22 protein-coding genes are annotated in these 25,108 nt (G+C 71.6%); 16 read left to right on the forward strand and 6 right to left on the reverse strand.

What is annotated here, in order from left to right; translation table 11 throughout:
- Nucleotides 1-3 precede the first annotated feature (3 nt).
- Entirely contained in the window at nt 4-2,151 is a 2,148-nt protein-coding gene (locus FHS88_RS03955) for a malate synthase G (protein ID WP_184481540.1), read from the reverse strand.
- Nucleotides 2,152-2,289: 138 nt separating this feature from the next.
- Here FHS88_RS03955 and FHS88_RS03960 point away from each other — a divergent pair, with 138 nt between their 5' ends.
- From FHS88_RS03960 to FHS88_RS03975, 4 genes are all read left to right on the forward strand, one after another.
- Complete coding sequence (locus tag FHS88_RS03960) at nt 2,290-3,861, forward strand: gamma-glutamyltransferase (RefSeq protein ID WP_184481542.1); 1,572 nt, start codon at nt 2,290-2,292, stop codon at nt 3,859-3,861.
- Nucleotides 3,862-3,951: 90 nt separating this feature from the next.
- Nucleotides 3,952-4,377, forward strand: coding sequence for a PilZ domain-containing protein (locus tag FHS88_RS03965; RefSeq protein WP_184481544.1), 426 nt, complete (start codon nt 3,952-3,954; stop codon nt 4,375-4,377).
- Nucleotides 4,378-4,508: 131 nt separating this feature from the next.
- Nucleotides 4,509-5,501, forward strand: a complete 993-nt coding sequence (locus FHS88_RS03970) for a Bug family tripartite tricarboxylate transporter substrate binding protein (RefSeq protein WP_184481546.1) — start codon at nt 4,509-4,511, stop codon at nt 5,499-5,501.
- Nucleotides 5,502-5,609: 108 nt separating this feature from the next.
- Nucleotides 5,610-6,590 carry a Bug family tripartite tricarboxylate transporter substrate binding protein gene (locus FHS88_RS03975; RefSeq protein WP_184481548.1) on the forward strand — a complete coding sequence of 327 codons (981 nt, stop codon included), beginning with the start codon at nt 5,610-5,612 and terminating at the stop codon, nt 6,588-6,590.
- A 149-nt stretch (nt 6,591-6,739) separates the two neighbouring features.
- Here the strand turns inward: FHS88_RS03975 and FHS88_RS03980 are convergent, their stop codons facing one another.
- Nucleotides 6,740-7,651 (reverse strand): polysaccharide deacetylase family protein, encoded by a 912-nt coding sequence (locus FHS88_RS03980; protein ID WP_184481550.1) that lies wholly within the window; start codon nt 7,649-7,651, stop codon nt 6,740-6,742.
- Nucleotides 7,652-7,715: 64 nt separating this feature from the next.
- Here FHS88_RS03980 and FHS88_RS03985 point away from each other — a divergent pair, with 64 nt between their 5' ends.
- From FHS88_RS03985 to FHS88_RS04005, 5 genes are all read left to right on the forward strand, one after another.
- Nucleotides 7,716-9,137, forward strand: a complete 1,422-nt coding sequence (locus FHS88_RS03985) for an amidase (protein WP_184481552.1) — start codon at nt 7,716-7,718, stop codon at nt 9,135-9,137.
- A 15-nt stretch (nt 9,138-9,152) separates the two neighbouring features.
- Nucleotides 9,153-10,028, forward strand: coding sequence for a fumarylacetoacetate hydrolase family protein (locus FHS88_RS03990; protein WP_184481553.1), 876 nt, complete (start codon nt 9,153-9,155; stop codon nt 10,026-10,028).
- Between the two features lie 35 nt (nt 10,029-10,063).
- A complete protein-coding gene (locus FHS88_RS03995; RefSeq protein ID WP_184481555.1) occupies nt 10,064-11,032 on the forward strand; it encodes a tripartite tricarboxylate transporter substrate binding protein in 969 nt (322 codons plus the stop codon).
- Nucleotides 11,033-11,096: 64 nt separating this feature from the next.
- Nucleotides 11,097-12,275, forward strand: coding sequence for a M20 family metallopeptidase (locus FHS88_RS04000; protein ID WP_184481557.1), 1,179 nt, complete (start codon nt 11,097-11,099; stop codon nt 12,273-12,275).
- Nucleotides 12,276-12,307: 32 nt separating this feature from the next.
- Nucleotides 12,308-12,868, forward strand: a complete 561-nt coding sequence (locus FHS88_RS04005; protein ID WP_184481559.1) for a TetR/AcrR family transcriptional regulator — start codon at nt 12,308-12,310, stop codon at nt 12,866-12,868.
- Here FHS88_RS04005 and FHS88_RS04010 read toward each other — a convergent pair whose 3' ends face one another.
- Nucleotides 12,869-13,837 (reverse strand): tripartite tricarboxylate transporter substrate binding protein, encoded by a 969-nt coding sequence (locus FHS88_RS04010; RefSeq protein ID WP_184481561.1) that lies wholly within the window; start codon nt 13,835-13,837, stop codon nt 12,869-12,871.
- 145 nt (nt 13,838-13,982) lie between these two features.
- Here FHS88_RS04010 and FHS88_RS04015 point away from each other — a divergent pair, with 145 nt between their 5' ends.
- Nucleotides 13,983-14,429 carry an acyl-CoA thioesterase gene (locus FHS88_RS04015; protein WP_184481563.1) on the forward strand — a complete coding sequence of 149 codons (447 nt, stop codon included), beginning with the start codon at nt 13,983-13,985 and terminating at the stop codon, nt 14,427-14,429.
- Between the two features lie 148 nt (nt 14,430-14,577).
- Here FHS88_RS04015 and denD read toward each other — a convergent pair whose 3' ends face one another.
- On the reverse strand, nt 14,578-15,561 hold the full coding sequence (denD, locus tag FHS88_RS04020) for a D-erythronate dehydrogenase (RefSeq protein WP_184481565.1): 984 nt from the start codon (nt 15,559-15,561) through the stop codon (nt 14,578-14,580).
- 64 nt (nt 15,562-15,625) lie between these two features.
- Here denD and FHS88_RS04025 point away from each other — a divergent pair, with 64 nt between their 5' ends.
- The 6 genes from FHS88_RS04025 (at nt 15,626) to FHS88_RS04050 (ending at nt 22,163) form a co-directional block, all read left to right on the forward strand.
- On the forward strand, nt 15,626-16,810 hold the full coding sequence (locus FHS88_RS04025; protein WP_184481567.1) for a diaminopropionate ammonia-lyase: 1,185 nt from the start codon (nt 15,626-15,628) through the stop codon (nt 16,808-16,810).
- Nucleotides 16,811-16,887: 77 nt separating this feature from the next.
- The gene (gene ugpB, locus FHS88_RS04030; protein ID WP_246419431.1) at nt 16,888-18,225 is read left to right on the forward strand and encodes a sn-glycerol-3-phosphate ABC transporter substrate-binding protein UgpB; all 1,338 of its coding nucleotides are present in this window, start codon (nt 16,888-16,890) and stop codon (nt 18,223-18,225) included.
- Between the two features lie 44 nt (nt 18,226-18,269).
- A complete protein-coding gene (ugpA, locus tag FHS88_RS04035; protein ID WP_184481571.1) occupies nt 18,270-19,151 on the forward strand; it encodes a sn-glycerol-3-phosphate ABC transporter permease UgpA in 882 nt (293 codons plus the stop codon).
- Nucleotides 19,151-20,038 carry a sn-glycerol-3-phosphate ABC transporter permease UgpE gene (gene ugpE, locus FHS88_RS04040; RefSeq protein ID WP_184481573.1) on the forward strand — a complete coding sequence of 296 codons (888 nt, stop codon included), beginning with the start codon at nt 19,151-19,153 and terminating at the stop codon, nt 20,036-20,038. Before ugpA ends, ugpE begins: the two co-directional genes overlap by 1 nt.
- 4 nt (nt 20,039-20,042) lie before the next feature.
- Nucleotides 20,043-21,110, forward strand: coding sequence for a sn-glycerol-3-phosphate ABC transporter ATP-binding protein UgpC (ugpC, locus tag FHS88_RS04045; RefSeq protein ID WP_184481575.1), 1,068 nt, complete (start codon nt 20,043-20,045; stop codon nt 21,108-21,110).
- A 75-nt stretch (nt 21,111-21,185) separates the two neighbouring features.
- A complete protein-coding gene (locus tag FHS88_RS04050; RefSeq protein WP_184481577.1) occupies nt 21,186-22,163 on the forward strand; it encodes a Bug family tripartite tricarboxylate transporter substrate binding protein in 978 nt (325 codons plus the stop codon).
- A 6-nt stretch (nt 22,164-22,169) separates the two neighbouring features.
- Here FHS88_RS04050 and FHS88_RS04055 read toward each other — a convergent pair whose 3' ends face one another.
- Both FHS88_RS04055 and FHS88_RS04060 read right to left on the reverse strand, forming a co-directional pair.
- Nucleotides 22,170-22,973, reverse strand: a complete 804-nt coding sequence (locus tag FHS88_RS04055) for a shikimate dehydrogenase family protein (protein ID WP_184481579.1) — start codon at nt 22,971-22,973, stop codon at nt 22,170-22,172.
- The gene (locus FHS88_RS04060) at nt 22,973-25,105 is read right to left on the reverse strand and encodes an alpha-ketoacid dehydrogenase subunit alpha/beta (RefSeq protein WP_184481581.1); all 2,133 of its coding nucleotides are present in this window, start codon (nt 25,103-25,105) and stop codon (nt 22,973-22,975) included. Before FHS88_RS04060 ends, FHS88_RS04055 begins: the two co-directional genes overlap by 1 nt.
- Nucleotides 25,106-25,108 lie beyond the last annotated feature (3 nt).

Genomic DNA, 25,108 nt, shown 5'->3' on the forward strand with positions numbered 1-25,108 from the left:
CGCTCACGCGGCCGCCTTGGCTTCGCGCCGGCGGCGGGTCAGCACGAACTCGGTGTAGCCGTTGGGCTGCTTCGCACCCTCGAACACCAGGTCGCAGGCCGCCTTGAAGGCCGGCCCGTCGAAGCCCGGCGCCATCGGGCGGTAGGCCGGATCGCCCGCGTTCTGGCGGTCCACCACCGCGGCCATGCGCTGCATCGTCTCCATCACCTGCGCGGAGGTGACGATGCCGTGGCGCAGCCAATTGGCGATGTGCTGGCTGCTGATGCGCAGCGTCGCGCGGTCCTCCATCAGCCCGACATCGTTGATGTCCGGCACCTTCGAGCAGCCCACGCCCTGGTCCACCCAGCGCACGACATAGCCGAGGATGCCCTGGGCGTTGTTGTCGAGCTCCGCCTGCACATCCGCCGGCGACCAATTGGTGTCGCGCGCGAGCGGCACGGTCAGGATGTCCTCGAGCTTCGCGCGCCGCCCGCCCTTGGCCAGCGCGTCCTGCACGGCCGCGACATCCACCTCGTGGTAGTGCAGCGCATGCAGCGTCGCCGCGGTGGGCGAGGGCACCCAGGCGGTGTTCGCGCCTGCCCTGGGGTGGCCGATCTTCTGCTCGAGCATCGCGGCCATCATGTCGGGCATGGCCCACATGCCCTTGCCGATCTGCGCGCGCCCGCGCAGGCCGCACATCAGGCCGACATCCACGTTCCAGTCCTCGTAGGCGCGGATCCAGGGCTGCGCGCGCATGTCGTTCTTGCGCACCACCGCGCCCGCTTCCATGCAGGTGTGGATCTCATCGCCCGTGCGGTCGAGGAAGCCCGTGTTGATGAACACCACCCGGTCCTTGGCCGCCGCGATGCAGGCCTTGAGGTTGACGGTGGTGCGCTTCTCCTCGTCCATGATGCCCATCTTGAGCGTGGCGCGCTTGAGGCCGAGCGCATCCTCCACGCGCGCGAACAGCGTGTCCGCCCAGGCCACTTCCTCCGGCCCGTGCATCTTCGGCTTGACGATGTAGACCGAGCCCGCGCGGCTGTTCATCCGCTTGCCGCGAATGTCGTGCAGCGCGATCGCCACCGTGCACATGGCATCGAGGATGGTCTCGGGCGTCTCCTGCCCGTCCAGCGTCACCGCATCGGTCATCATGTGGTGGCCGACATTGCGCACCAGCATCACCGACCGGCCGTGCAGCGTCATCGCCCCGCCCGAGGGCTTCTGGAAGATGCGGTCGGGATTGAGCCGCCGCGTCATCACGCGGCCGTCTTTCTCGAACTCGGCCGTCAGGTCGCCCTTCATCAGCCCGAGCCAGTTGCGATAGACGCCGACCTTGTCCTCGGCATCCACGGCGGCGACCGAATCCTCGCAGTCCTGGATGGTGGTGAGCGCCGCCTCCAGCACCACGTCGCAGACGCCCGCGGGGTCGGTCTTGCCGATCGGGTGCGCGCGGTCGAACTTCACCTCGATGTGCAGCCCGTTGTTCACGAACAGCAGCGAGGACGGCGCATGGGCATCGCCGAGGAAGCCCACGCACTGGCCGGGCCGCGCGAGGCCGGTCGTCCCGCCATCCTTCAGCGTGACCTCGAGCGCGCCGGCCTCGAGCCGGTAGAGCGTCGCCTCCGCATGGCTGCCGCGCGCGAGGGGGACGGCGCGGTCCAGCACCTCCCGCGCCTTCGCGATCACCTTGGCGCCGCGGGCGGGCTCATAGCCCTTGGCGCGCGGCCCTTCCTGCGGGATGGCGTCGGTGCCGTAGAGCGCGTCGTAGAGCGAGCCCCAGCGCGCATTGGCCGCGTTCAGCGCGTAGCGCGCGTTGGAGACGGGCACGACGAGCTGCGGGCCGGCCAGCGAGGCGATCTCGGGATCCACATCGGTGGTGCCGACCTTCACCTCCCCGGGCTCGGGCAGCAGGTAGCCGATCTCCTTGAGGAAGGCGATATAGGCCGCGAGGTCCACCGGCCTGGCCGGATGGGCGCGGTGCCAGGCGTCGATCTGCGCCTGCAGCTCGTCCCGCTTGCGCAGCAGCGCGGCGTTCTGGGGCGCGAGCTCGCGCAGGATCCGCTCCATCGCCTCCCAGAAGCGCGCGGGTTCGACGCCGGTGCCGGGCAGCGCCTCGGTCTCCATGAACGCCTTCAGCACGGGAGCGACGACGAGGCCCTTCGTTGCGGACATGAGCATACTCTCCTGAACGGGCGGCGATTCCGGAAGGCTTCCTAGGCGCAAAGCCGCTCGCTCGGCAAACCGGGGGGTTGCCCGAACGGCCCCCCGGCGCGAGGCTCGGCCTGGACCACGCAACGAGGAACGCCCGCCATGGCCTGGACACCGCCCCCGCATGTCACGCAGCACTGGCAGGTCCGCAAGCCCGGTGCGACCGGCCGGCGGGGCATGGTCGCCTCCCAGGCGCGGGATGCGGCCGAGGCGGGCCTCGCCATCCTTGAGGAGGGCGGCTCGGCGGCCGATGCGGCGGTCGCCACGGCCTTCGCGCTCGCCGTCGTCGAGCCCTGGAACTCGGGCCTGGGCGGCATCGGCTTCGCGCAGGTGGCAGCCCCCGGGCTCGCGCCGCAGACCTTCGATTTCGGCCCCGTCGCGCCGCATGGCCTCGACCCCTCGGCCTTCCCGTTGACGGGCAGGATGAAGGCGGACCTCTTCACCTGGCCGGAGGTGGAGGGCGACCGCAACGTCCATGGCCCGCTCTCCTTCGCCATCCCCTCCGCCGTCGCGGGCTATGCCGCGCTGCATGAGCGGCACGGCAAGCTGCCGCTCTCGGTGGTGATGGCACCGGCCGTGGCGCTGGCCAGGCGCGGCCTCGCGCAGGACTGGTTCACCACGCTCAAGATCGCCAACAGCGCGGCGGTGCTGCGGCTGTATGAGGAAAGCGCGCGCATCTACCTGCCCAACGGCCTGCCGCCGGTGCCGCCCTATCAGGGCGCGCCGGGATTCTTCCGCCAGGGCAGGCTCGCCGAGACGCTGGAGCGCCTCGCCCATGCCGGCCTCGCCGATTTCTACGAGGGCGAGGTCGCGGGCGAGCTGCTGGCCGATTTCCGCGAGATGGGCTCGCCGATCAGCGCCGCCGATCTCGTGGGCTGCAAGGCCGTGGTGCGGCCGGCGCTGGCGGCGGACTGGCGCGGCCGGCAGGTGTTCCTCGCCAATGGGCTGACCGCGGCGCCGACGCTGCTGCGCGTGCTCGAAGGCATGCGCGAGGCCGACTTCTCCGGGCCCGTGCCCTCCCCCGCCTGGTATGCGCGGCTCGCGCGCGTGATGCGCGCGGCCTATGCCGAGCGGCTTGCGGGCCTCGGCGATGCCGAGCCGAAGGCCGCCGAATCCTGCACCACGCACCTGACGGTCTGCGACAAGGACGGGATGATGGTGGCGATGACCACCACGCTGCTGTCGAGCATGGGCAGCCGCGTCGTGCTGCCGCGCTCGGGCGTGCTGATGAACAACGGCATCATGTGGTTCGACCCGCGGCCGGAGGCGAAGAACGCCATCGCCCCGGGCAAGCGGCCGCTGACCAACATGTGCCCGGTGATCGCGGCGGAGGGGGATGCGCCCTCGATCGCGCTCGGCGCCTCGGGCGGGCGGCGCATCATGGCCTCGGTGTTCCAGATGCTGTCCTACGTCGCGGATTTCGGCATGAGCCCCGAGCAGGCCGCCCACCATCCGCGCCTCGACGTCTCGGGGCCGGAGGGCGTGACGGCGGATATCCGCCTCGGCGCCGAGACCATCGCGGCGCTGGCCGCGGAAGCCGCGGTGACGGAGGTCGAGCACGCCGTGCTGCCGGTGAACTTCGCCTGCCCGAACCTGATCCGCATCGCCCCGGACGGCACCCGGCAGGGCATCACCGACGCGATGAGCCCCTGGAGCGCCGCCCTCGCCCAGTAGCGTCCGGCGCCGTGACATTCCTCGTTCCGTGCGGCGGCCGGCCGCTCTAGGCTGGCCGCGATTCGCAGCCCGACGCGGCGCGGGAGGGCCATGTCCGACAGGGAACGCGATCCGGGCCAGCCGCCGGCTCCGGCCAATGACGTATCCGCGGACCCCCGTGCCGAGGATGCGGCGCTGCGCGCGGCCCTGAACCACAGCCTGGGCGAGCGCCGCGCCAGCCCGCGCGTCATCGTCGAGGAGCCCTGCATCGTCCAGTACGGCCCGCATGTGGTCAGCGGCGTGCTGCGCGACGTCTCGGCCGGCGGGGCGATGCTGCGCGGCGTCTCGGGCCTCATCCAGGGCGACATCGTGGCGTTGAACGTGCCGCGGCTCGGCACCCGGCGCTTCCTGGTGGTGGTGCGCGGGATCACGCTGCTCGGCGCCCATCTCGGCTTCGCGGACGAGGACGAGGCGGCGGCCTGGCGCATCGCGCTGAACCCGCTGCTCGGCGAGGCGGCCGGGCCGGGCGCGGGCTGAGGCGCGCCTTCGGCACTGGCACGCGGCTTGCGGATCCGGCGACGGGGTCGGTCCCGGACCGCTCGGCGGCGGCAATCCTGCCTGAAGCCTGATCAGGCCGCGGCGACCCTGCCTCGACAGGGAGCAGAACCATGAATCGTCGTGCACTACTCGGGCTCGCGGCCACGGGCGCGCTGGCGCCCTTCGCCGCCCCGCGCATCGCCACCGCCCAGGCGGCGGCCTGGCCCTCGCGCGGGCCGATCCGCCTCGTCGCGCAGTTCCCCCCGGGCGGGCTGGTGGACACCGTCAGCCGTCTGATGGCGCCGGTGATGACGCAGGCGCTGGGCCAGAACGTCGTGGTCGAGAACCGCGCCGGCGCCGGCGGCGTGATCGGGACCGATTACGTCGCCAAGCAACCCGCCGATGGCTACACGCTGCTGGTCAGCCATGCCTCGGTGCATGTCTTCTCGACGGCGACGATGCCGACGCTGCCCTTCCATCCGATCAGCGACTTCACCCATATGGGCCTGCTGGTCGAGGCGCCGAACGTGCTGCTCGTCCGCGCGCAATCGCCCTTCCGCACGCTCGACGAATACATCGCGGCGGCGCGCGCCCGCCCGGTGCGCTTCGGCTCCTCGGGCATCGGCTCGGCGCCGCACCTGCTCGGCGCGATGCTGAGCAGCGAGGCCAGTGCGCCGAACCTCGACCATGTGCCCTATCGCGGCTCCGCGCCCGCGATGCAGGACCTGATGGCGAACCAGATCGAGTCCATGATCGACCCGATCACGACCAACGTGCAGCTCATGCGCGACGGGGTGCTGCGCGCGCTCGCCGTCTCCTCACCGCAGCGCCTGCCCGCCTTCCCGAACGTGCCGACCTTCGCCGAGCTCGGCTTCCGCAAGCTGACCTCGGCGCAATGGCTCGGCCTGTCGGGGCCGCGCAACCTGCCGCAGCCGGTCGTCGAGCGGCTGACGGCGCTGATTCCCTCGCTGCTGACGCGCCCCGAACTCGTCGCGCGCTTCGAGGAGCTGCAGACCCTGCCGCGCAACCCGAGCCTCTACGGCGCGGACTTCACGGCGCTGATCCAGCAGCAGATCAACGACTGGAGCGCAGTCGCGCGGCAGTTCAACATCGTCGTGACCTGATGGGCGAAGGGCGGCGGGCCGGGCCGCCGCCTCGCGCATTGTGATTGGATCGCGATTTCCGATCATGGAACGATCGGCCGCAGGACACGGATTTCAAGGGGGTTTCCGATGAGACGTCGCGTTCTTCTCGCGGGCGGCGCCTCGCTGCTCGCATCACCTGGGCTGGTCAGCGCCCAGGGCGCCGCATGGCCGGCGCGCGGGCCCATCCGGCTGGTGGCGCAGTTCCCGCCCGGCGGCCTCGTGGACACGATCGCGCGGCTGATGGCCCCGATCATCGCCCAGAGCCTCGGCGCGACCGTCGTGGTCGAGAACCGCGCCGGCGCGGCCGGGATCATCGGCACCGACCATGTCGCGAAGGCGCCGGCCGACGGCTACACGCTGCTGATGAGCCACGCCATCGTGCATGTCTTCGCCGCCGCGACGCGCCGGAGCATGCCCTTCGATCCGGTCGAGGACTTCACGCACATGGTGCATCTGGTGGATGCGGCCATGGTGCTTCTGGTGCGCGCGCAATCGCCCTTCCGGACGCTGGAGCAGTATCTCGAGGCGGCGCGCACGCGCCCGGTCCGCTACGGCTCCTCGGGCATCGGCTCGGCGCCGCACCTGCTCGGTGAGCTTCTGAAGGCAGAGGCGCGCACGCCCCAGCTCGACCACGTGCCCTATGCGGGCAGCGCGCCGGCCATGCAGGACCTGCTCGCCAACGTGATCGAGAGCTTCATCGACCCCATCACCACCAATGTCGCGCAGCTTCGCGACGGCTCGCTGCGCGCGCTCGCCGTTTCCTCGCCGCAGCGCCTGCCGGCCTTCCCCGATGTGCCGAGCTTCGCCGAACTCGGCTTCCCGCGCCTGACCGCGGCGCAGTGGCTCGGCCTGTCGGGGCCGAAGGGGCTGCCGGCGCCGGTGGTCGAGCGGCTCACCGCGCTGGTGCCGCCTATGCTCGCCCGGCCGGAGCTGATGCAGCGCTTCGAGGATGTGCAGACCCTGCCGCGCAACCCGCCGCCCGTGGGCGAGGCCTTCGTGCGCCTGATCCGCGAGCAGCTCGCGCAATGGCGCGCGGTGGCCCGCGCGGCCAACATCGAGGTGACCTGACCCCCTGCGGACACAGGGACGCCTTTGCCCGCAGGCCATCCGGACCTGGTCCCGCGCGCGGCCGCCCCACCCGCGCCGCGCCCGATACCACCGCGCGAAAGGTCTGACCTTTCGCCCGCTGGCATGGCGCCTCCCGCTCGCGCCGTGGCTCAGCCCCGCGTCGCGAGGCCGGCCCGGGTGGCGCACCAGCGCGCCACCTCCTCATGGGTTGCGAACCACACGCCGCCGCGCGCCTTCATGTGCTCCACCAGCCTTTCGAGCAGCCCGATGCGGCTGCGATGGCCGATGACGTGCGGATGCATGGTCAGCAGGAACAGCCCGCCCTCGGCATGGGCGGCATCGAACTCGGCGCGGAAGATCTCCTCCACCGCCGAGGGCGGCGTGTAGGGCCTGAGCGCGGAGAAGCGCAGCATGTTGAAGTACACCGCGTCGTCGCGGATCCATTCGGGCGGCAGTTCGACGATGCCGGTGGGCTCGCCCTGGTCGGTCAGCTCGTAGGGATCGTCGTCGGCCATCAGCGAGGAATCGTAGAGCAGGCCGAGCTCGCGGATGATGTTCATGGTGTCCACCGAGAAGTCCCAGGACGCGGTGCGGATGCCCACGGGCCGCCGGCCGGCGATGCGTTCCAGCGTGTCGGCGGCGCGGAAGGTCAGCTCGCGCTCGACGCCGGGTGGCAGCTGCGTGTTCGCCTCGTGGATCCAGGAATGGATGCCGATCTCGTGGCCCTCCTCCGCGACCGCGCGCACCTCCTCGGGGTGCAGCAGCGCGGAGACGGCGGGGTAGAAGAAGGACGCCCTGACGCCGTGCCGGCGGAGCAGCGCGCGGATGCGCGGCACGCCCTGGCGGTTGCCGTACTGGCCCTGGCTGATTCGCATCGGGCTTTCGTCCGCATCGCGCAACGGGATGGTCTCGTGGTCGGCATCGAAGGAGAGTGCGACGGCGCAGCGCGCCGCGCCCGGCCAGGACTCGGGCGCGAGCGAGCGGCCGGCGCGGGCGCGGCCGACGATGCGGCGCCATTCCGGCTCGCTCCATTCCCAGGGCTTCTTCGCGGCTTCGGCCATGCGGGGTATCCCTTCGCGTGATGGAGCGCCATGCTGCGCCCGACCTGCCCCGACCGGAAGACGCATGTCCGAGACAGACCCTGCCCTGATGTCCGCCGAGACGCTCCTCGGCCTCTATGCCCGCCGCGCGCTCTCGCCCGTCGAGGCGCTGAAGGCGGTGATGGAGCGCGTCGCGCGCTACAACCCCTGGGTCAACGCCTTCGCTGCCATGAACCCCCGCGCCGTGCAGGCGGCGGGGGAGAGCGAGGCGCGCTGGATGGCCGGCCGCCCCATCGGCCCGCTGGACGGCGTGCCGGCGACGGTGAAGGACCTGCTGAACCTCGCCGGCTTCCCGACCCGCCGCGGGTCCCGCGCCACCGACGCCGCGCCGGCCACCGAGGACGCGCCCGCGGTGATGGGGCTGAAGGAGGCGGGAGCGGTCATCATCGGCAAGACCACCACCACCGAGTTCGGCTGGAAATCCCCCGGCGACTGCCCGCTGCACGGCATCACGCGCAATCCCTGGAACCCGCAGCGCACGCCGGGCGGCTCGTCCAGCGGCGCGGGCGCGGCGGGCGCGGCCTGCTTCGGCCCGCTGCATATCGGCACCGATGCGGGCGGCTCGATCCGAATCCCGGCGGCCTTCTGCGGCCTGGTCGGCATGAAGCCGAGTTTCGGGCGCATCCCGCAATGGCCGCTCGGCGCCTTCGGCCATGTCGCGGTGGCCGGGCCGATGACGCGCACCGTGCGCGACGCGGCGCTGATGTTCGGCGCCATGGCGCGCCACGACCTGCGCGACCCCTATTGCCTGCCGGATGATGCGCGGGACTGGCGGCGCGGCATCGAGGACGGCGTCGCCGGGATTCGCGTGGCCGTGGTGCGCCGCATGGGCTTCGAGCCGCCGCTCGATGCGGATGGCGAGGCGGTGCTGATGGGTGCCGCGCGGATGCTCGAGGAACAGGGCGCGATGGTGGAGGAGGCCGACCCGGGCCTGCCCGACACCCGCGCCATCTTCGGCCGGGTCTGGGGCGTGGCGCTGGCCCGCGTCGTCGCGACCATCCCCGAGGAGAAGCGGGCGCTGCTCGATGCCGGCATCCTCGATGTCGCGCGGCGCAATGGCGACATGTCGGCGGTGGATTACCTCGCGGCGGAGGCGATGCGCCTCGAGGCCGCGCACGCCATGGCGCGCTTCCACCAGCGCTACGACCTGGTGCTGACCGCCTGCACGCCGACGGCCGCCTTCGCCGCCGACCAGCCGACGACGCAGCCCGAGCTCGCGCTCTGGCGCGACTGGGCGCCCTGGACCTTCGCCTTCAACCTGACGCGGCAGCCCGCCATCAGCGTGCCGGTCGCGCTCGACGGTGAAGGGATGCCGCGCGCGGTGCAGGTGGCCGCCGCGCTCTATCGCGACGACATCGCCCTGCGCGGCGCGCGGGCGCTCGAACGCGCGGCGAGCCTGCCGCTGGCCGACCCCGCCGGGGCCGGCCAGGCGGCCTCGGTGCAATAGGGACGGGAGGCGGCGATGCGTCTGGTCACCTTCAGGGACGGCAGGGGCACGCGCATCGGCGCGCTGGACGAGGCGGGAACGGTGCTCGACCTTGCCGCCGCCGATCCCGCGCTGCCGCGCGACATGCTGGCGCTGATCGCGGGCGGGCCGGAGGCACTCGCGGCCGCGCGCGCGGCGATGGCCCGCGCGCCGGTGGCCGAGGGCGCGCGCCTTCTGGCGCCCATCCCGCGCCCGGCGAAGAACGTCTTCTGCGTCGGCAAGAACTACCACGAGCATGCGAAGGAGTTCGCCTCCAGCGGCTTCGACGCCACCGCGAAGGAAGTGGTGCCCGAGGCGCCGGTCGTCTTCTCCAAGCCGCCCACCAGCGTGATCGGCCCGCACGAGCCGATCCCCTCCTTCCTCGATCCCACGGGGAGCACGGATTACGAGGGCGAGATCGCGGTCGTGATCGGCAAGGGCGGGCGCGGAATCGCAGAGGCCGAGGCCTACGCGCATGTGTTCGGCTACACCATCGTCAACGATGTCACCGCGCGCACGCTGCAGCACCGCCACCGGCAATGGATCCTGGGCAAGGGGATTGACGGCTTCTGCCCGATGGGGCCGGCCATCGTCACCGCCGATGCCGCCGGGGTGCCGCCGCGCCTGTCGCTCTCGACCTGGGTGAACGGCGAGTTGCGCCAGCGCGCGCCGGTTACCGACCTGATCTTCGGCATCCCGACGCTCATCGCGACGATCAGCGCAGCCATCACCCTGGAACCGGGCGACATCATCGCCACCGGCACGCCCGCCGGGGTCGGCATCGGCTTCACCCCGCCGCGCTTCCTCAAGCCCGGCGACGTGGTGCGCATCGAGGTGCCGGGGATCGGCGTGCTGGAGAACCCCGTCGCGTGAGCTGATCATCGGCCAGATCAAGGGAGGAACAAGCCATGAAACGTCGCGTGCTTCTCGGTGCCGCCGCCGCAGCCGCTGCCTTCCCGGCCGCTGCGCAGGAGACCTATCCCGCGCGGCCGGTCAGCATCATCGTCGCCTTCCCGCCGGGCGGGCAGGCCGACGTGGTGGGGCGGCCCGTCGCCGCCGCGCTCGAGCGGATCTGGCGCGTCGCCGTGCCCATCGTGAATCGCGGCGGCGCGGCGGGCGCGGTGGGCAACGCCTTCGTCGCGCGCGCCGCCCCCGACGGCTACACGCTGCTGATGGCGCTCTCCTCCATGGCGCTGCTGCCCGAGGCCGCGCGGGTGAACGGGCGCGAGCCCAACTACACGCCCGAGATGCTGACGCCGATCTGCCTGTTCTCGGCCGATCCGGTCGTGCTGGTGGTCCCGAGCGCGAGCCCGATCCAGACCATCGAGCAGTTCATCGCCGAGATCCGCGCCAGGCCCGGGCAGTTCGCCTATTCCTCTGCCGGGAACTACTCCGCGCTGCATGTGCCGATGGCGCAGCTCGCCCAGGCCGCGGGCCTCGACATGCTGCATGTCCCCTTCCAGGGCGGCGGGCCGGCGCTGCAGGCGATCCTGGGCGGGCAGGTTCAGTGCCTCGCCTCCGGTCCCGGCCCCGTCGCGCCGCATATCCGCAACGGCACCCTGCGGCCGCTCGCGACCTGGGGGCGCAACCGTCTCGCCGCCTTTCCCGATGTGCCGACGCTGATCGAGAAGGGCTACCCGGATTGCGAGTTCTACATCTGGGTGGGGCTCTTCGCGCCTGCCGGCACGCCGGCGCCGATCCTCGAGCGCATCCGTGCCGCCGCCGCCCAGGCGGCGCAGGACCCGGACTTCCAGCGCGCCATGACGGCGAGCGGCAACACGGTGGACCACCGCGACGGCGAGGCCTTCCTGCGCTTCTACACCGAGGACGCGGCGCGGCTCGTCCGCGTGGTGCGTGCGCTGGGGCGGATCGAGTAGCGCCCCGCCCCCTTTGCGCCGCGCGCCGGCGGTGCCAGCCTTGCGGGGAGAAGGAGAGCCCCGCATGAGCACCGAAGCGCAGATCACCGCCTGGCTGGCATCGCAGAAGGAGGCGATGCTGGCCGAACTCGCCGAGATGGTGAACACAGACGGCGGCTCCTACGACAAGGCCGGTGTTGACCGCACCGGCGCGCAGGTGCGGCGCTTCCTGGAAAGCCACGGCATCCGCACCGAGACGGTGCCGGGCCGCAACCATGGCGACTGCATCCGCGCCTTCGTCGAGGGCGGGCACGCCATCGGCACCGGCAACCAGCGCAGCAACATCGTGCTGATGGGCCACCGCGACACGGTCTTCCCCAGGGGCGAGCCCGAACGCCGGCCCTTCACCATCGAGGGCAACCGCGCCTATGGCCCGGGCGTGGCCGACATGAAGGCCGGCATCGTGATGAACATGTTCGTCCTCGCCGCCTTCAAGAAGTTCGGCGGCGCGCCCGGCCCGCTGGTCGGCCTCTTCACCGGCGACGAGGAGATCGGCAGCCCGGAAGGCCGGCCCGTCATCGAGGCCGAGGCGAAGTACGCCCGCGTCGTCTTCAACAGCGAGCCCGGCCGCGCTTCCGGCAACGTCGTGAAGGCGCGCAAGGGCGGCGTGTTCAGCGTGGTGGACATCGAGGGCAAGGCCGCCCATTCGGGGGGCAATTTCGAGGCCGGCATCAGCGCCATCGGGGAGGCGGCGCACAAGATCGTCGCCATCCACGCGCTGACCGACCTCGCGCGCGGCATCACGCTGAATGTCGGGCTGGTGCAGGGCGGGCAGAGCGTCAACACCGTCGCCCCCGCCTGCCAGTTCCAGATCGACCTGCGCTATGTCGAGCCCGACCAGCGCGACGAGATCATGGGCCGCATCCACGACATCGTGGCGCGCGCCTACGTGCCCGGCACGCGCGCGAGGCTGACCGTGAAGGGCGAGTTCCTGCCGCTCAACCCGACGCCGGAATCGAGCCGCCTGTTCTCGATCTACCAGGCCTCGGCCGCCGAGAGCGGGCTCAAGGTGGAGGCGGAGTTCACCGGCGGCTGCGCCGATTCCGGCTTCACCGCGGCGATGGGCGCGCCGACGCTGTGCGGCGTGGGCCCGGTGGGCGGCAAGGCGCACAGCCCGGAGGAATACCTCGAACTGGACAGCGTGGTGCCGCGCGCGCAGGCCATGGCGCGCGCCATACTGAGGCTGGAGCAGGCGGGGCTCTGACCCCACATGGGGCGGCGGGAGGGTCCGCCGCCATGACATCCCCTGTCGCCGACCGCATCCTCGATGCCGCGCTCGCCGAGGGCGCGGCCTCGGGATGGTATGACCTGCGCCTCGCCGCCGTCGCCGCCCGCGCGGAGGTGCCGCTCGCCGCCGTGCTGAAGCACTACCGCGATGCGGATGCCATCGCCGATGCCTGGTTCGCCCGCGCGCTCGCCGCCATGGTCGGGGGCGATCCGCCGGATCCGGCTGATCCGCCCTCGGCGCGCGTGGAGACGGTGATGATGCGCTGGTTCGCAGCGCAGCAGGCGCACCGGCGCGTCGCCGGCGCGATGCTGCGCACAAAGCTGCATCCATCGCACCCGCATCACTGGGTGCCGATGGTCTTCAGCCTCTCCCGACTGATCCACTGGGTGCTCGATGCCGCGCGGCTTGATGCGCGGGGGCTCGCGCGGCAGGCGCAGGAGGTCGGGCTGACGGCGCTGTTCCTGCGCGCGCTGCCCGTCTGGCAGCGCGACGACACGCCGAGTCTCGAACGCACCCGGGCCGTGCTGCGGCGCAACCTCGGCTGGCTCGACCGCCTGCCCGCGCGCTGATCAGCCCCGCCAGGGGCGCGTCTGCCAGAGGCGGCGGATGTTGTCGTCGATGGATTGGGCGAAGGCGCGGTATTCCTCGCCCACCAGCGGACGCAGCGGCATGAACTGGCGCTCGGCCTCGCGCCGGAAGCCCTCGTCGTTCAGGGCGGCGCGGAAGGCGGCGGTCAGGCGCTGCACCACCGCGGGCGGCATGTTGGGCGGACCGACGATCCCGCGCGAGGCGCTGCCGATGACATCGAAGCCGGCCTCGCGGAAGGTGGGCACGTCGCTCGCTTCCGGGCGGCGCTGCGCCGCGCCCTGGGCGAGCATCCTGAGCCGCCCTTCGCGGACGAGCTGCGGCGCGTCGTTCACGTTGAGCACCGCGAGATCCATGTTGCCGCCGAGCAGCTGCGGGATCAGCGGCGCCGCCCCGGCGAAGGGAACCTGCACCATCGGCTGCAGGCCGGCCGCCGCCTCGAAGGCGAGCATGAAGAGGTGGTCGTCGCTGCCGATGCCGGTGGTGCCGTAGGTGACATGCCCGGGCCGGGCACGCGCGGCCGCCACCACATCCGCCACGGTGCGGAAGGGGCTGTCCGCACGCACGAAGAAGGCGTTGGGGTCCTCGACGACATTGGCGATGAAGGTGAAGTCCATCGCCCGGTAGCGCACCTGGCGCTCGAGCGGGATGGCGTTGTGCGCGGGAATGGTGGTGGCGCCGATCGTGTAGCCGTCGGCCGCCGCGTTGAAGGTGGCTTCCAGCCCGATCTGGCCGGCGGCGCCGGTGCGGTTGACGACGACGTGGCGGAGGCCCGGGATCTGCGCCGCGACGAGCGGCATGATCAGCCGCGTCATCACGTCCACGCCGCCGCCGGGCGGGAAGGGGACGATCACCTCCATCGGCTTCTCGCCCGGCCAGGCGGCCTGGGCGCGCAGCGTGGCGGGTGCGGCAAGCAATCCGGCCCCGGCAAGCAGGGCTCGACGCGTGGCCATGGCAGGCTTCCTCCCGTGCGGTTCTCGTTGCCGGCAAGGCTAGGCCGCCGACGGAGGCTGCCGCAAGGCCGCGCCCCCGGGGGCGTCTTTCCGTATGGTTCCGCGCGCCGCAGTATCAGGCCCTGGACAGGGCGGGAATGCCAGGATGGATGCGGCACTGCGCACACGCTACGGGGTCGAGGGCGAATGGGCCCTCTGGCAGGAACACACGATCCGCTGGGCGGAATGCGACATCTACGCGCATGTCAACCATGCCGCCTACCTGACGCTGTTCGAGGACATGCGCATCCGCTGGTGGCTCGAGGCGGGCGGGGGCTTCTCGGCGAGCGAGCCGGGCCCGGTGGTGGGATCGCTCGAGGTGAAATACCTGCGCCCCGGCCATTTCCGGGACCGCGTGCTGCTGACCGCGCGCACCGCCTCCTTCCGCCGCACCTCCTTCGTGCATGAATACGGCATGTGGCGGGATGGGCTGCTGTGCTCGGCGCGGGCGCTCTGCGTTGTCGTGGACAACGCGACCGGCGCCAAGGCGGCGATACCCGAGGCGATGCGGCGGCTGATGGCCGAGCGCGACGGGGCCTCGGCGGAGGGCTGAAGCCCGGCAGGCATGCGGCTTTGCCCGCCGGGCATCAGGCGTTGGTTTCGCGCGCCGCCGCCCCACCAGCCCCGCGCGCATCACCGGCGGACGAAAGGGCACGCCTCTCGCCCGCCGGCATGGGCCTTCCGCCTCGCCGCTTGCCGGCCTACAGCCCGCGCTCGGCGCGCGTCGCCGCGAGGTCGTCCTCGATGAAGGCGCGCACCAGGTCCTCGAGCGATTCCTGCTCGGCGAAGCCGAGCCGGCGCGCGCGGGTCGCCGCGAAGGCGGCGGGCCAGCCGGCGACGATGTCATAGACCTCCCTGTCGAAGACGAAGCCGACCTTGGCCCGCGCCGCGGGCCCGGCCACCGCCTCGAGCGCGCCCAGCATCTTGCCGACCGTGGCGCTGCGCCCGGGCGGGTTGATGCCGCGATCGGCGCCGAGGGCCGCGGTGTCCATCGTCGCCGCGTGCAGGAACCACTCCATCGCGCTGCGCGGGGAGCAGATCCAGACGGCGAATTCCGGCGGCACCGGGCAGTCGGTGGAAAGCCCCAGCAGCGGCTCGCGGATGATGGCCGAGACGAAGGAGGAGGCCGCCTTGTTCGGCCGCCCGGGCCGGACCATCACCGTCGGCAGGCGGATGTTCACCGCATCGAGGAAGCCCTTGCGCGTCGCGTCCTGCAGCAGCAGCTCGCCGATTGCCTTCTGCGCGCCGTAGGAATTGGTCGGCAGCTGGCGCCCGTCATCCGGCACCACCGCATCCTGCCCACCGCCGAAGGAGGCGACGGAGGAGGTGAACACGACGCGCGGCCGCGTGCCGAGCGCGCGGCACGCCTGCAGCACCGCGAGCGTGCCATGCAGGTTGACCTTGATGCCGAGGTCGAAATCCGCCTCCGCCGCCGCGCTGACGACCGCGGCGAGGTGGAACACCACCGCGGTCCCGGCCGGGATCGCCGCCGCGACGGCGGCCGGATCCGCCACGTCGCCGCCGATACAGCGGACCGGAAAGCGCGCCTCGGGCGCGGGCGGCGAGGCAAGGTCGAACAGCGTCAGCCCGGTGATCGCCTGCCCGCCGAGGCTGCCGTCCTTCGCGAGCCTGTTCGCGAGCTTCCGCCCCAGGAATCCGCCGCCGCCGAGGATGGTGATCTGCATGCCGTCGCCTCCGATGCCCTTCCCGTTTGGCGCGGGGCGCGGCCCGGCGCAATATCCGCAGGCCATGATTCCCGCCGTCCCGTTCCGCTTCCTGATCAACCGCCACCACGGCACCCCCGGCGTCGTCGTGCTGCCCGATGGCGGCTTCCGCCGAGCGCGGGAGGAAATCGCCTCCTGGCCCGGCTATGCGCCGACGCCGCTGCTCGACCTGCCGGACGTCGCGGCCGCCGCGCGCGTCGGGCACGTCGCATACAAGGACGAGGGCGGGCGCTTCGGCCTCGGCTCCTTCAAGGCGCTGGGCGGCGCCTACGCGGTCATGCGGCTGCTGCAGGCGGAACTCGCGAGGCGCGGCGTCGCCGATGCCGCGACCGCGGCGGACCTGATGGAGGGCAAGCACAAGGACGCGACCCGCGCCATCACCGTGACTTGCGCGACCGACGGCAACCACGGCCGCTCCGTCGCCTGGGGCGCGCAGCGATTCGGCGCGCGCTGCGTCATCTTCGTGCACGAGACGGTCAGCCAGGGCCGGCGCGACGCGATCGCGAAATGGGGCGCCGAGATCCGTGTCGTGCCCGGCAACTACGACGACGCGGTGCGCGAGGCCCAGAAACAGGCCGATGCGCATGGCTGGTTCGTCGTCTCCGACACCTCCTATCCCGGCTACACCGAGGTTCCGCGCGACGTGATGCAGGGCTACCGCGTCATGGCCGATGAGGCCGCCGACCAGATCGGCGCGGCGCCGAGCCACGTCTTCATCCAGGGCGGCGTGGGCGGCGTGGCCGCGGCGGTCTCGGTGCAGATGCGCGCGCGCTTCGGCGCCGCGGCGCGGATCGTGGTGGTGGAGCCGGACAAGGCCGCCTGCCTGCTCGCCAGCGCCGAGGCCGGGCAGCCGACGACCGTGCCCGGGGATCTCGACACGCTGATGGCGGGGCTCGCCTGCGGCGAACCCTCGCTGCTCGCCTGGCAGGAGCTCGAGCGCGCGGCCTTCGCCTTCATGGCCGTGCCGGACGAGAGCGCGGTCGCCTGCATGAAGGCGCTGGCCGCGCGGAGGCCGCCGGTGGTGGCGGGCGAGAGCGCGGTGGCCGGCATGGCCGGGCTGCTGCTGGCCGCCCGCGAACCCTTCGCGCGCGCGGCCCTCGGCCTCGAGGAAACCAGCCGCGTGCTGCTGTTCGGCACGGAGGGCGCGACCGATCCGGAGGTCTATGAACGCCTCGTCGGCCGTGCGGCGGATGCTGCTTCATCTGACTGACACGGACCTGTAATCTCCGCGTCAAGGGAGGCGGCTACCTCGCCGCCTCCCCAACACGTGGAGAGGACAGCGTCATGATGCGCCGCACGATCCTGGCCGGGGCTTTCGCCCTCGGCCTCGCAGGGCCGGCCACGGCCCAGCAGCAGCCGGTCGAGATCCAGTTCTGGCACGGCCTGACGCAGCCCCTCGGCGGGATGCTCGAGCAGATCGCCGCCGACTTCAACGCGAGCCAGAACCAGTATCGCGTCGTCGCCTCCTTCCGCGGTTCCTACCCCGAGACGATGGTCGCCGCGATCGCGGCCTTCCGCGCCGGCCAGGCGCCGCACATCGTGCAGATGTTCGAGGTCGGCACCGGCACGATGATGGCCGCGGGCCGCGCGGTGAAGCCCGTGCACGAGCTGCTGGCCGAGACGGGCGTGCAGATCCCCTTCGACGACTACCTGCCCGCGGTGCGCGGCTACTACAGCCTGCGCGACGGGCGGATGATGTCCATGCCCTTCAACTCCTCGACCGCGGTGGTGTTCTACAACAAGGATGCCTTCCGCCGCGCGGGCCTCGACCCCGAGGCCTTCCCGCAGACCTGGCAGGCGCTCGAGCAGGCGGCGCGGAGGCTCAAGGCCGCGGGCGTGGAATGCCCGATGACCATGGCCTGGCCGACCTGGACGCAGGTCGAGCAGTTCAGCGCCATCCACAACATCCCGCTCGCCACGCAGGGCAACGGCTTCGGCGGGCTGAACGCGGAACTGCGCATCAACAACCCGCTGATGGTGCGCCACCTGCAGAACCTCGTGGACTGGCAGCGCGAGGGCCTGTTCCGCTATGGCGGGCGCGACGGGCAGGGCGACGCGCTGTTCCCCAACGGCACCTGCGCGATCATCTTCGGCTCCTCGGGCCTGCGCGCGCGCATCCAGCGCGAGGCGCAGTTCCCCTGGGGTGTCGCCATGCTGCCCTACTACGACGGCGTGGCGGGCGCGCCGATCAACTCGATCATCGGCGGGGCCTCCTTCTGGGCCATGAACCGCGGGCCGAACGCGACCCGCAGCGCCGAGGAGAACCGCGGCATCGCGCAGTTCTTCGCCTGGCTCGCGCGGCCCGAGGTGGTGCGCAAGTGGCATGTCGAGACGGGCTTCCTGCCGGTGCGCGTCTCGGTGTTCCGCGCGCTGGAGGCGGAGGGCTTCTACCGCCAGAACCCGGGTGCCGACATCCCGATCAACCAGCTCCTGCGCGGCGGCGGGCAGATGACCGAGAACTCGATGGGCATCCGCCTCGGCGGCTTCGTCGAGATCCGCACCATCATCCAGGAGGAGATGGAGCGCGCCTTCCAGGGCCAGCAGAACGCGCAGCAGGCGCTCGACAATGCGGTGCAGCGCGGCAACGTGGTGCTGCGCAACTTCGAACGGCAGAACCGCCAGTAACGGGGCAGGGGGGCGCGAGCCCCCCGCCTTCCGGACGCTCAGGGATGCAGAAGAAGGTCATCTTCCGCGGCGTGGCGCTGCCGGTGGCGCTGCTGTTGCCGCAGCTCGTCATCACCGGCATCTTCTTCTTCTGGCCGGCGGGCCAGGCGATCTGGTCCTCCTTCCTGAGGGAGGACGCCTTCGGGCTCAGCCGCGAGTTCGTCTGGTTCGAGAACTTCGCCGATATCCTGACCGATCCGAACTACCTTGCGGTCGCCTGGAACACTGCGATCTTCTCGGCCGCCGTCGCCGTGCTGGCGATGGGCGTTGCGCTCTTCCTCGCCGTGCAGGCCGACAAGGCGATCCGCGGCGCCACCGCCTACAAGACGCTGCTGATCTGGCCCTATGCGGTGGCCCCGGCGGTCGCGGCGGTGCTGTGGCTCTTCCTCTTCCACCCGCAGATCGGCCTCTTCGGCCGCGCGCTGAATGCCGCCGGCATCGCCTGGGACTACAAGATCAATGGCGGGCAGGCGATGACGCTGGTGATCATCGCCGCGGCCTGGAAGCAGGTCTCCTACAACTTCATCTTCTTCCTCGCGGGGCTGCAGTCCATCCCGCGCAACGTGCTCGAGGCCGCGGCGATCGACGGCGCGCGGCCGACGCGCCGGTTCTGGACCATCGTCTTCCCGCTGATCTCGCCCACCACCTTCTTCCTGCTGGTGGTCAACCTCGTCTACGCCTTCTTCGACACCTTCGGCATCATCCACGCGCTGACCCAGGGCGGGCCGGGGCTTGCGACCACGACGCTGATCTACCGCGTCTATGTGGACGGGGTGCAGAACCTGAACTTCGGGTCGAGCGCCGCGCAATCCGTCATCCTGATGGCGCTCGTCATCGCCATGACGGCCGTGCAGTTCCGCTTCATCGAGCGCAAGGTGCACTACTGATGGCCGGGACCGAGGCGCTCGCCGCCGCCACCCGCCGCCGGCAGCGGCGCGGGCGGGCGCTGGCCTATGCGGCGCTGACGATCGGCGTGCTGGTCTTCGCCTTCCCGATCTGGATGACGCTGGTGGGCTCGACCCACGATGTCGGCACGCTCGGCCGCGGCGACGTGCCGCTGTGGTTCGGCCCGCACGGGGCGGAGAACTACGCCACCGCCTGGACCACGGGCGGCGCCGGCACGCGCAACACCTTCGTCGTCCCGGCCTCGACCATGCTGCTCAACAGCGCGCTGATGGCGGCGCTGATCGCGGTCGGCAAGATCGCGATCTCGCTGCTGTCGGCCTATGCGGTGGTGTTCTTCGCCTTCCCCGGTCGGATGCTCGCCTTCTGGCTCATCTTCATCACCCTGATGCTGCCGGTGGAGGTGCGCATCATCCCGACCTTCGAGGTGATGGTGGATCTTCGCCTGACCAACACCATGGCCGGGCTGACGGTCCCGCTGATGGCGAGCGCGACGGCCACGCTCCTGTTCCGCCAGTTCTTCCTCACCATCCCAGACGAATACGTGGAGGCGGCGAAGATGGACGGCGCTGGCCCCGTGCGCTTCTTCCGCGACGTGGCGCTGCCGCTGTCGGTGACGAACATCGCCGCGCTCTTCGTCATCCTCTTCATCTACGGCTGGAACCAGTATCTCTGGCCTCTGCTGATGGTGAACGACCGGACGCTGGAGACCATCGTCGTCGGGCTGACCAAGATGATCGGCACCGGGGATTCCCAGAACGAGTGGAACACCATCATGGCCACAGCGATGATGGCGCTGCTGCCGCCCGTGCTCGTGGTGGTCCTGATGCAGCGCTGGTTCATCAAGGGCCTGACCGAGACGGAGAAGTAGCGGCGTGGCAAGCCTCGACATCCAGGGCGTCACCAAATGCTTCGGCGCGACGCAGGTGCTGCACGGCATCGACCTCGCGGTGCAGGACGGCGAGATGGTGGTCATCGTCGGCGCCTCGGGCTGCGGCAAGTCCACCCTGCTGCGCATCGTGGCGGGGCTCGAGACGCCGACCTCCGGCGCCGTGCTGATCGAGGGGCAGGACGTGACGCCGCTCGAACCGGCGGACCGCGACATCGCCATGGTGTTCCAGACCTACGCGCTCTATCCGCACATGTCGGTCTTCGACAACATGGCCTACGGCCTCAAGATCCGGCGCCTGCCGAAGGCCGAGATCGCCGCGCGCGTGCAGGAGGCGGCGGAGCTTCTCTCCATCGGCCACCTGCTCGAACGCAAGCCGCGCCAGCTCTCCGGCGGTCAGCGCCAGCGCGTGGCGATGGGCCGCGCCATCGTGCGCCATCCGAAGCTGTTCCTGTTCGACGAGCCGCTCTCGAACCTCGACGCGAGGCTGCGCGTGCAGATGCGCGCCGAGATCCGGCGGCTGCAGAAGCGCCTTGCGGTGACCTCGCTCTTCGTCACCCACGACCAGGTGGAGGCAATGACGCTCGGCGACCGGCTTGTGGTGATGCATGAAGGCCGTGCCGCGCAGGTCGGCACGCCGATGGAGGTCTGGTCGCGGCCGGCCGACACCTATGTCGCCTCCTTCATCGGCAGCCCGGCGATGAACCTCCTGCCGGCAAGCCTTGCCGAAGGCGGTGCGGCCGCGCGGCTCGCCGACGGCACGGTCTGGCGCTTCGCCGATGGCGCGCGCCCCGGCGGCGAGGGGCGCGAGGTGATCGTCGGCATCCGCCCCGAGCACCTCGTGCCGAACGGCGCCGAGGGCCTCGCGCTCGCCGTCGAACTGGCCGAGCCCCTCGGCTCGGAGACCGTGGTGCATGGAAGGCTCGCCGACGGGACGGCGCTGACCGCGCGCGTGCCGGGGGCGGTCGTCGCGGACAGTCTCCGCGTCGCGCCCGAGGCGGCTGCGTTGCACGTCTTCGACGCGGCCACCGGGCGCCGTCTCGATCCCGCGTGAGCGGCCATTGAACCCGCGGCGCGCCGCCGTCACATAATCGTCATCGGCGTTGTGCCGCACGTCCTGGAGAGAAGCATGAACCGTCGCACCCTGTTCGGCCTTGGCGCCGCAGCCGCCCTCGCGTCCCGCCCCGCCTTCGCGCAGGCGCCAGCCTGGCCGACCGGCCCGGTGCGCATGATCGTGCCCTTCGCGGCCGGCGGGCCGACCGATGTGCCGGCGCGGCTCCTCGCGGACCAGATGTCGGGCTTCCTGCCGCACCGCGTCGTGGTCGAGAACCGCACCGGCTCGGGTGTCGTTGTCGGCACCGATGTCGTGGCCAAGGCGCCCAAGGACGGCCAGACCATCCTCTACACCACCGTCGGCCACGCCTATCTGCCTGGCCTGTTCGACCGCCTTCCCTTCGACCCTGTCGCCGATTTCACGCCCGCCGCCTTCATCGGCCAGATCCCGCAGATCCTGCTGGTCCACAAGGACTTCCCGGCGCAAACCCTGCCCGATCTGATCCGTCTGCTGCGCGAGAATCCGGGGCGGTTCGACTACGCCTCCTCCGGCAATGGCGGCGCGGTGCATCTCGGCACCGAGCTGTTCCTGCACATGGCGGGCGGCCTGAAGGTGAACCACATCGCCTTCCGCGGCTCCTCCGCCGCGCTGCCGGAGGTGCTGTCCGGCCGCGTGCCCATGATCTTCGACGTCGCCGCCAGCGCCCTGCCCTATATCGAGCGGAACGAGCTTCGCCCGCTCGCGATCAGCACGCGCACGCGCATGCCCTATGCGCCGAACATCCCCACCTTCATCGAGGGTGGGGTCGCGGATTTCGAGTGCTACACCTGGCACATGGCGATGGTGCCCTCGGGCACGCCGATGCCGACGGTGCGCGCGATCAACGCCGCCTTCAACCGCGCGCTCGCCATCCCGGCGGTGCAGCAGCGCCTCCAGCAGCTCACCATGAACGTCACGACCGACAGCACGCCCGAGAGCGCGGCGCGCTTCCTCGCGAGCGAGATGGCGAAGTGGACGCCGGTGATCCGCGCCGCCGGCATCCGTCCCTCGTAAGGCGCGCTACCCCGCGCCCATGAATCGCGCGAGCAGCGCGATCTGGGCGGCGAGCATCGGCTTGCCGCCATGGGTCGCGCAGCCGCGCTGCGCGGCTTCCGCGAGGAAGGGCGTCACCTCCGGCGCCATGATGACCTCCGCCGCGAGCATCGGCGGCGCAAGGCGTGTCACGTCGAGCGGCAGGGCGTCGCCGTCCTTCATGCCGAGCGAGGTGGCGTTCACCACCACATCGTGCCCGGACGGGTCGGGGCCGCCCGTGCGCGTGTCGCAGGCCGGATAGGCGGCGCGCACCCGTGCGGCGAGCGCTTCCGCCTTCGCCGCCGTCCGGTTGTGGATGGTCAGCCGCCGCGCGCCGTGCCGCGCGAAGGCGAAGGCGAGGCCCGCCGCCGCGCCGCCGGCGCCGGCCATGAAGATGGCGCGCCCCGCGACCTCATGGCCCGCCGAGCGCAGCCCGGCGACGAAGCCCTCGCCGTCGAACTGCCCGCCGGTCAGGCGGCCATCGGCGTCGCGGCGGATGACGTTCACCGCGCCGACCTGGCGCGCTTCCTCGGTGAGTTCGTCGCACAGCGCGGCGATGGCTTCCTTGTGCGGCACGGTCACGACGATGCCGCTGAGGTTCCGCATCCGGCGCAGCGCCGCGACGACCTGCGCGAGGTCCTCCGGCAGCACGTGCAGCGGCACCATCACGGCATCGAAGCCGAGGGCGTCGAAATGCGCGTTCATCGCCTGCGGCGTGCGCACATGCGCGACCGGATGGGCGAGGATGACGGTGATCGCCGTGCGCCCCGAGATGCTCGCGCGCGACTGCATCAGCGGCGGCCCCGGTCGCGTTCCATGGCGAGCAGCGCCGCCTCGACATCCGCCTGCGTCGCGCGCGCGGCATGTTCGAGCACCTTGGAGATGGTCGGGCTCGCCTCGCCGCCCGTCACGCGGGCGACGGGCGCATCCAGCCAGTCGAAGAGCCACCGCTGCGCCGCGTCGGCGAACCAGCCGCCCCAGGAGGGACCCTGCGCGCCTTCCTCCACCACGATCAGCGCGCCGGTGCGCTTCACGCTCGCTTCCACCGTCGCCCAGTCGAGGCTCGCGCGGTCCAGCGTGCGCAGGTCGATCACCTCCGCGTCCGCCCCGGTCGCATCCGCGGCGGCGACGCATTGCGACACCATGTTGAGGTAGGTCGCGACCGTCACCGCCGATCCGCGCCGCACGGTCTTCGCGGACCCGATCGGGATGACGTAGTCCCAGTCGCCTTCCGGTGCCTCGCCCTCGCTCTGGTAGAGCGCGACATGCTCCAGCACGAGCACGGGGTCGTCGCAGGCCAGCGCCGCGTTCATCAGGCCCACATAGTCGTAGGGCGTGGAGGGTGCCACGATCCGCCAGCCCGGCGCGGTGGCGAAGATGCCGGCCGGGTCCATCGAATGCTGGCTGCCGTATCCGGTGCCGATCGCGACCTTGGTCCGCAGCACCAGCGGCGCCTTCGCCGTGCCGCCGAACATGTGCCGCGCCTTGGCCGCCTGGTTGAACACCTGGTCCGCCGCGACCCAGAGGAAGTCCGGGTACATGAACTCGACCACGGGGCGGAAGCGGCCATCCATCGCCATGCCGCCGGCAAGCCCCATGAAGGCCGCCTCGGCGATCGGCGTGCCGAGGATGCGGCCGGGGAAGGCTTCCGCGAGGCCGCGCGTCGCGCCGTTGGTGCCGCCGCGCAGGCGGTGGATGTCCTCGCCCATGACGATGATGCGCGGGTCGGTCGCCATGCGGCGATGCATGACCTCCGAGACGCAGTCGATGAATTTGCGCGACACGATGCGGCCGCGGAACTCGGTGCGCATGCCGCGCAGTTCCGACAGGTCGCCGCGGATGTGCTCGTCCTTCGTCGCCGGGTCGGGCCAGAGCGCAGGGCGGATACGGCGGGCATTGCCGGCGGGTTCGGTGAACTCCTCGACGATCTCGGCCATCGCGGCCTCGATCTCGGCGCGCATGCGCGTGGTCTCGGCCTGCGGGAGGCGCCTGCCGAGCGCGGAGATCGGGTCGCGCGCGCGCCAGGCGGCTTCCTCCTCCTTCGTGCGATAGCCGAAGGCGGAGCCGGGCAGCGGGCCGTTCTGGTGGAAGAAGCGGTAGCATTCCGCCTCGATCAGCGCGGGGCCTTTCCCGGCGCGGCACAGCGCGACGGCCTGCTCCATCGCCAGTTTCACCGCCAGCGGATCCATCCCGTCCACCTGCCAGGACGGGATGCCGAAGCCCATGCCGCGGGCGGCGAGGCGCGTCTCCCGCGTGCTCTCCGCCACCGTGGTCGAGACGGCGTAGCCGTTGTTCTCGATGAAGAACACCATCGGCAGAGACCAGGCCGCGGCGAGGTTCATCGTCTCCAGCGCCGCGCCGATATTGGTCGCGCCGTCGCCGAGGAAGGTCACGGCGACATTGTCCGTCCCCGCGAACTTCATCGCCGCCGCCGCGCCCGCGGCCAGCGGCACGCCGCCGCCGACGATGGCATTGGTCCCGAGGCATCCGGCTTCCGCCCAGCGCAGGTGCATCGAGCCGCCGCGCCCGCCCGACCAGCCGGGGGACAACCCCATGATCTCCGCCAGCGCCTGCCGCATCACGCCGCGCGCCTCGGGCGTCACCGCATCCGTCGCACCGACATGCCGCAACGCCTTCGCCAGGAACTGATGATGCCCGCGATGGCTGCCGTTGATCTGGTCGCCCGGCTTGAGCGCGAAGATCGCGCCCGTGGCGCCGCCTTCCTGGCCGATGGAGGAATGCGCCGGGCCATGGACCAGCGTCTCGGAGGCAAGGCGCAGCACCGCTTCCTCGAAGGAGCGGATGGCCTGCATGGACCACCACATCGCGCGCGCCTCGGCGGGCGACAATGCGTCCCAGTCGGCCTCGGTCGCGCGCAGGCGCAGGCAGGGGGCGGAAGGCAGGATCGGTGTCGTGTCGGGCATGGG

It is taken from the genome of Neoroseomonas alkaliterrae (assembly GCF_014199195.1).
Taxonomy (GTDB): Bacteria; Pseudomonadota; Alphaproteobacteria; order Acetobacterales; family Acetobacteraceae; genus Neoroseomonas; species Neoroseomonas alkaliterrae.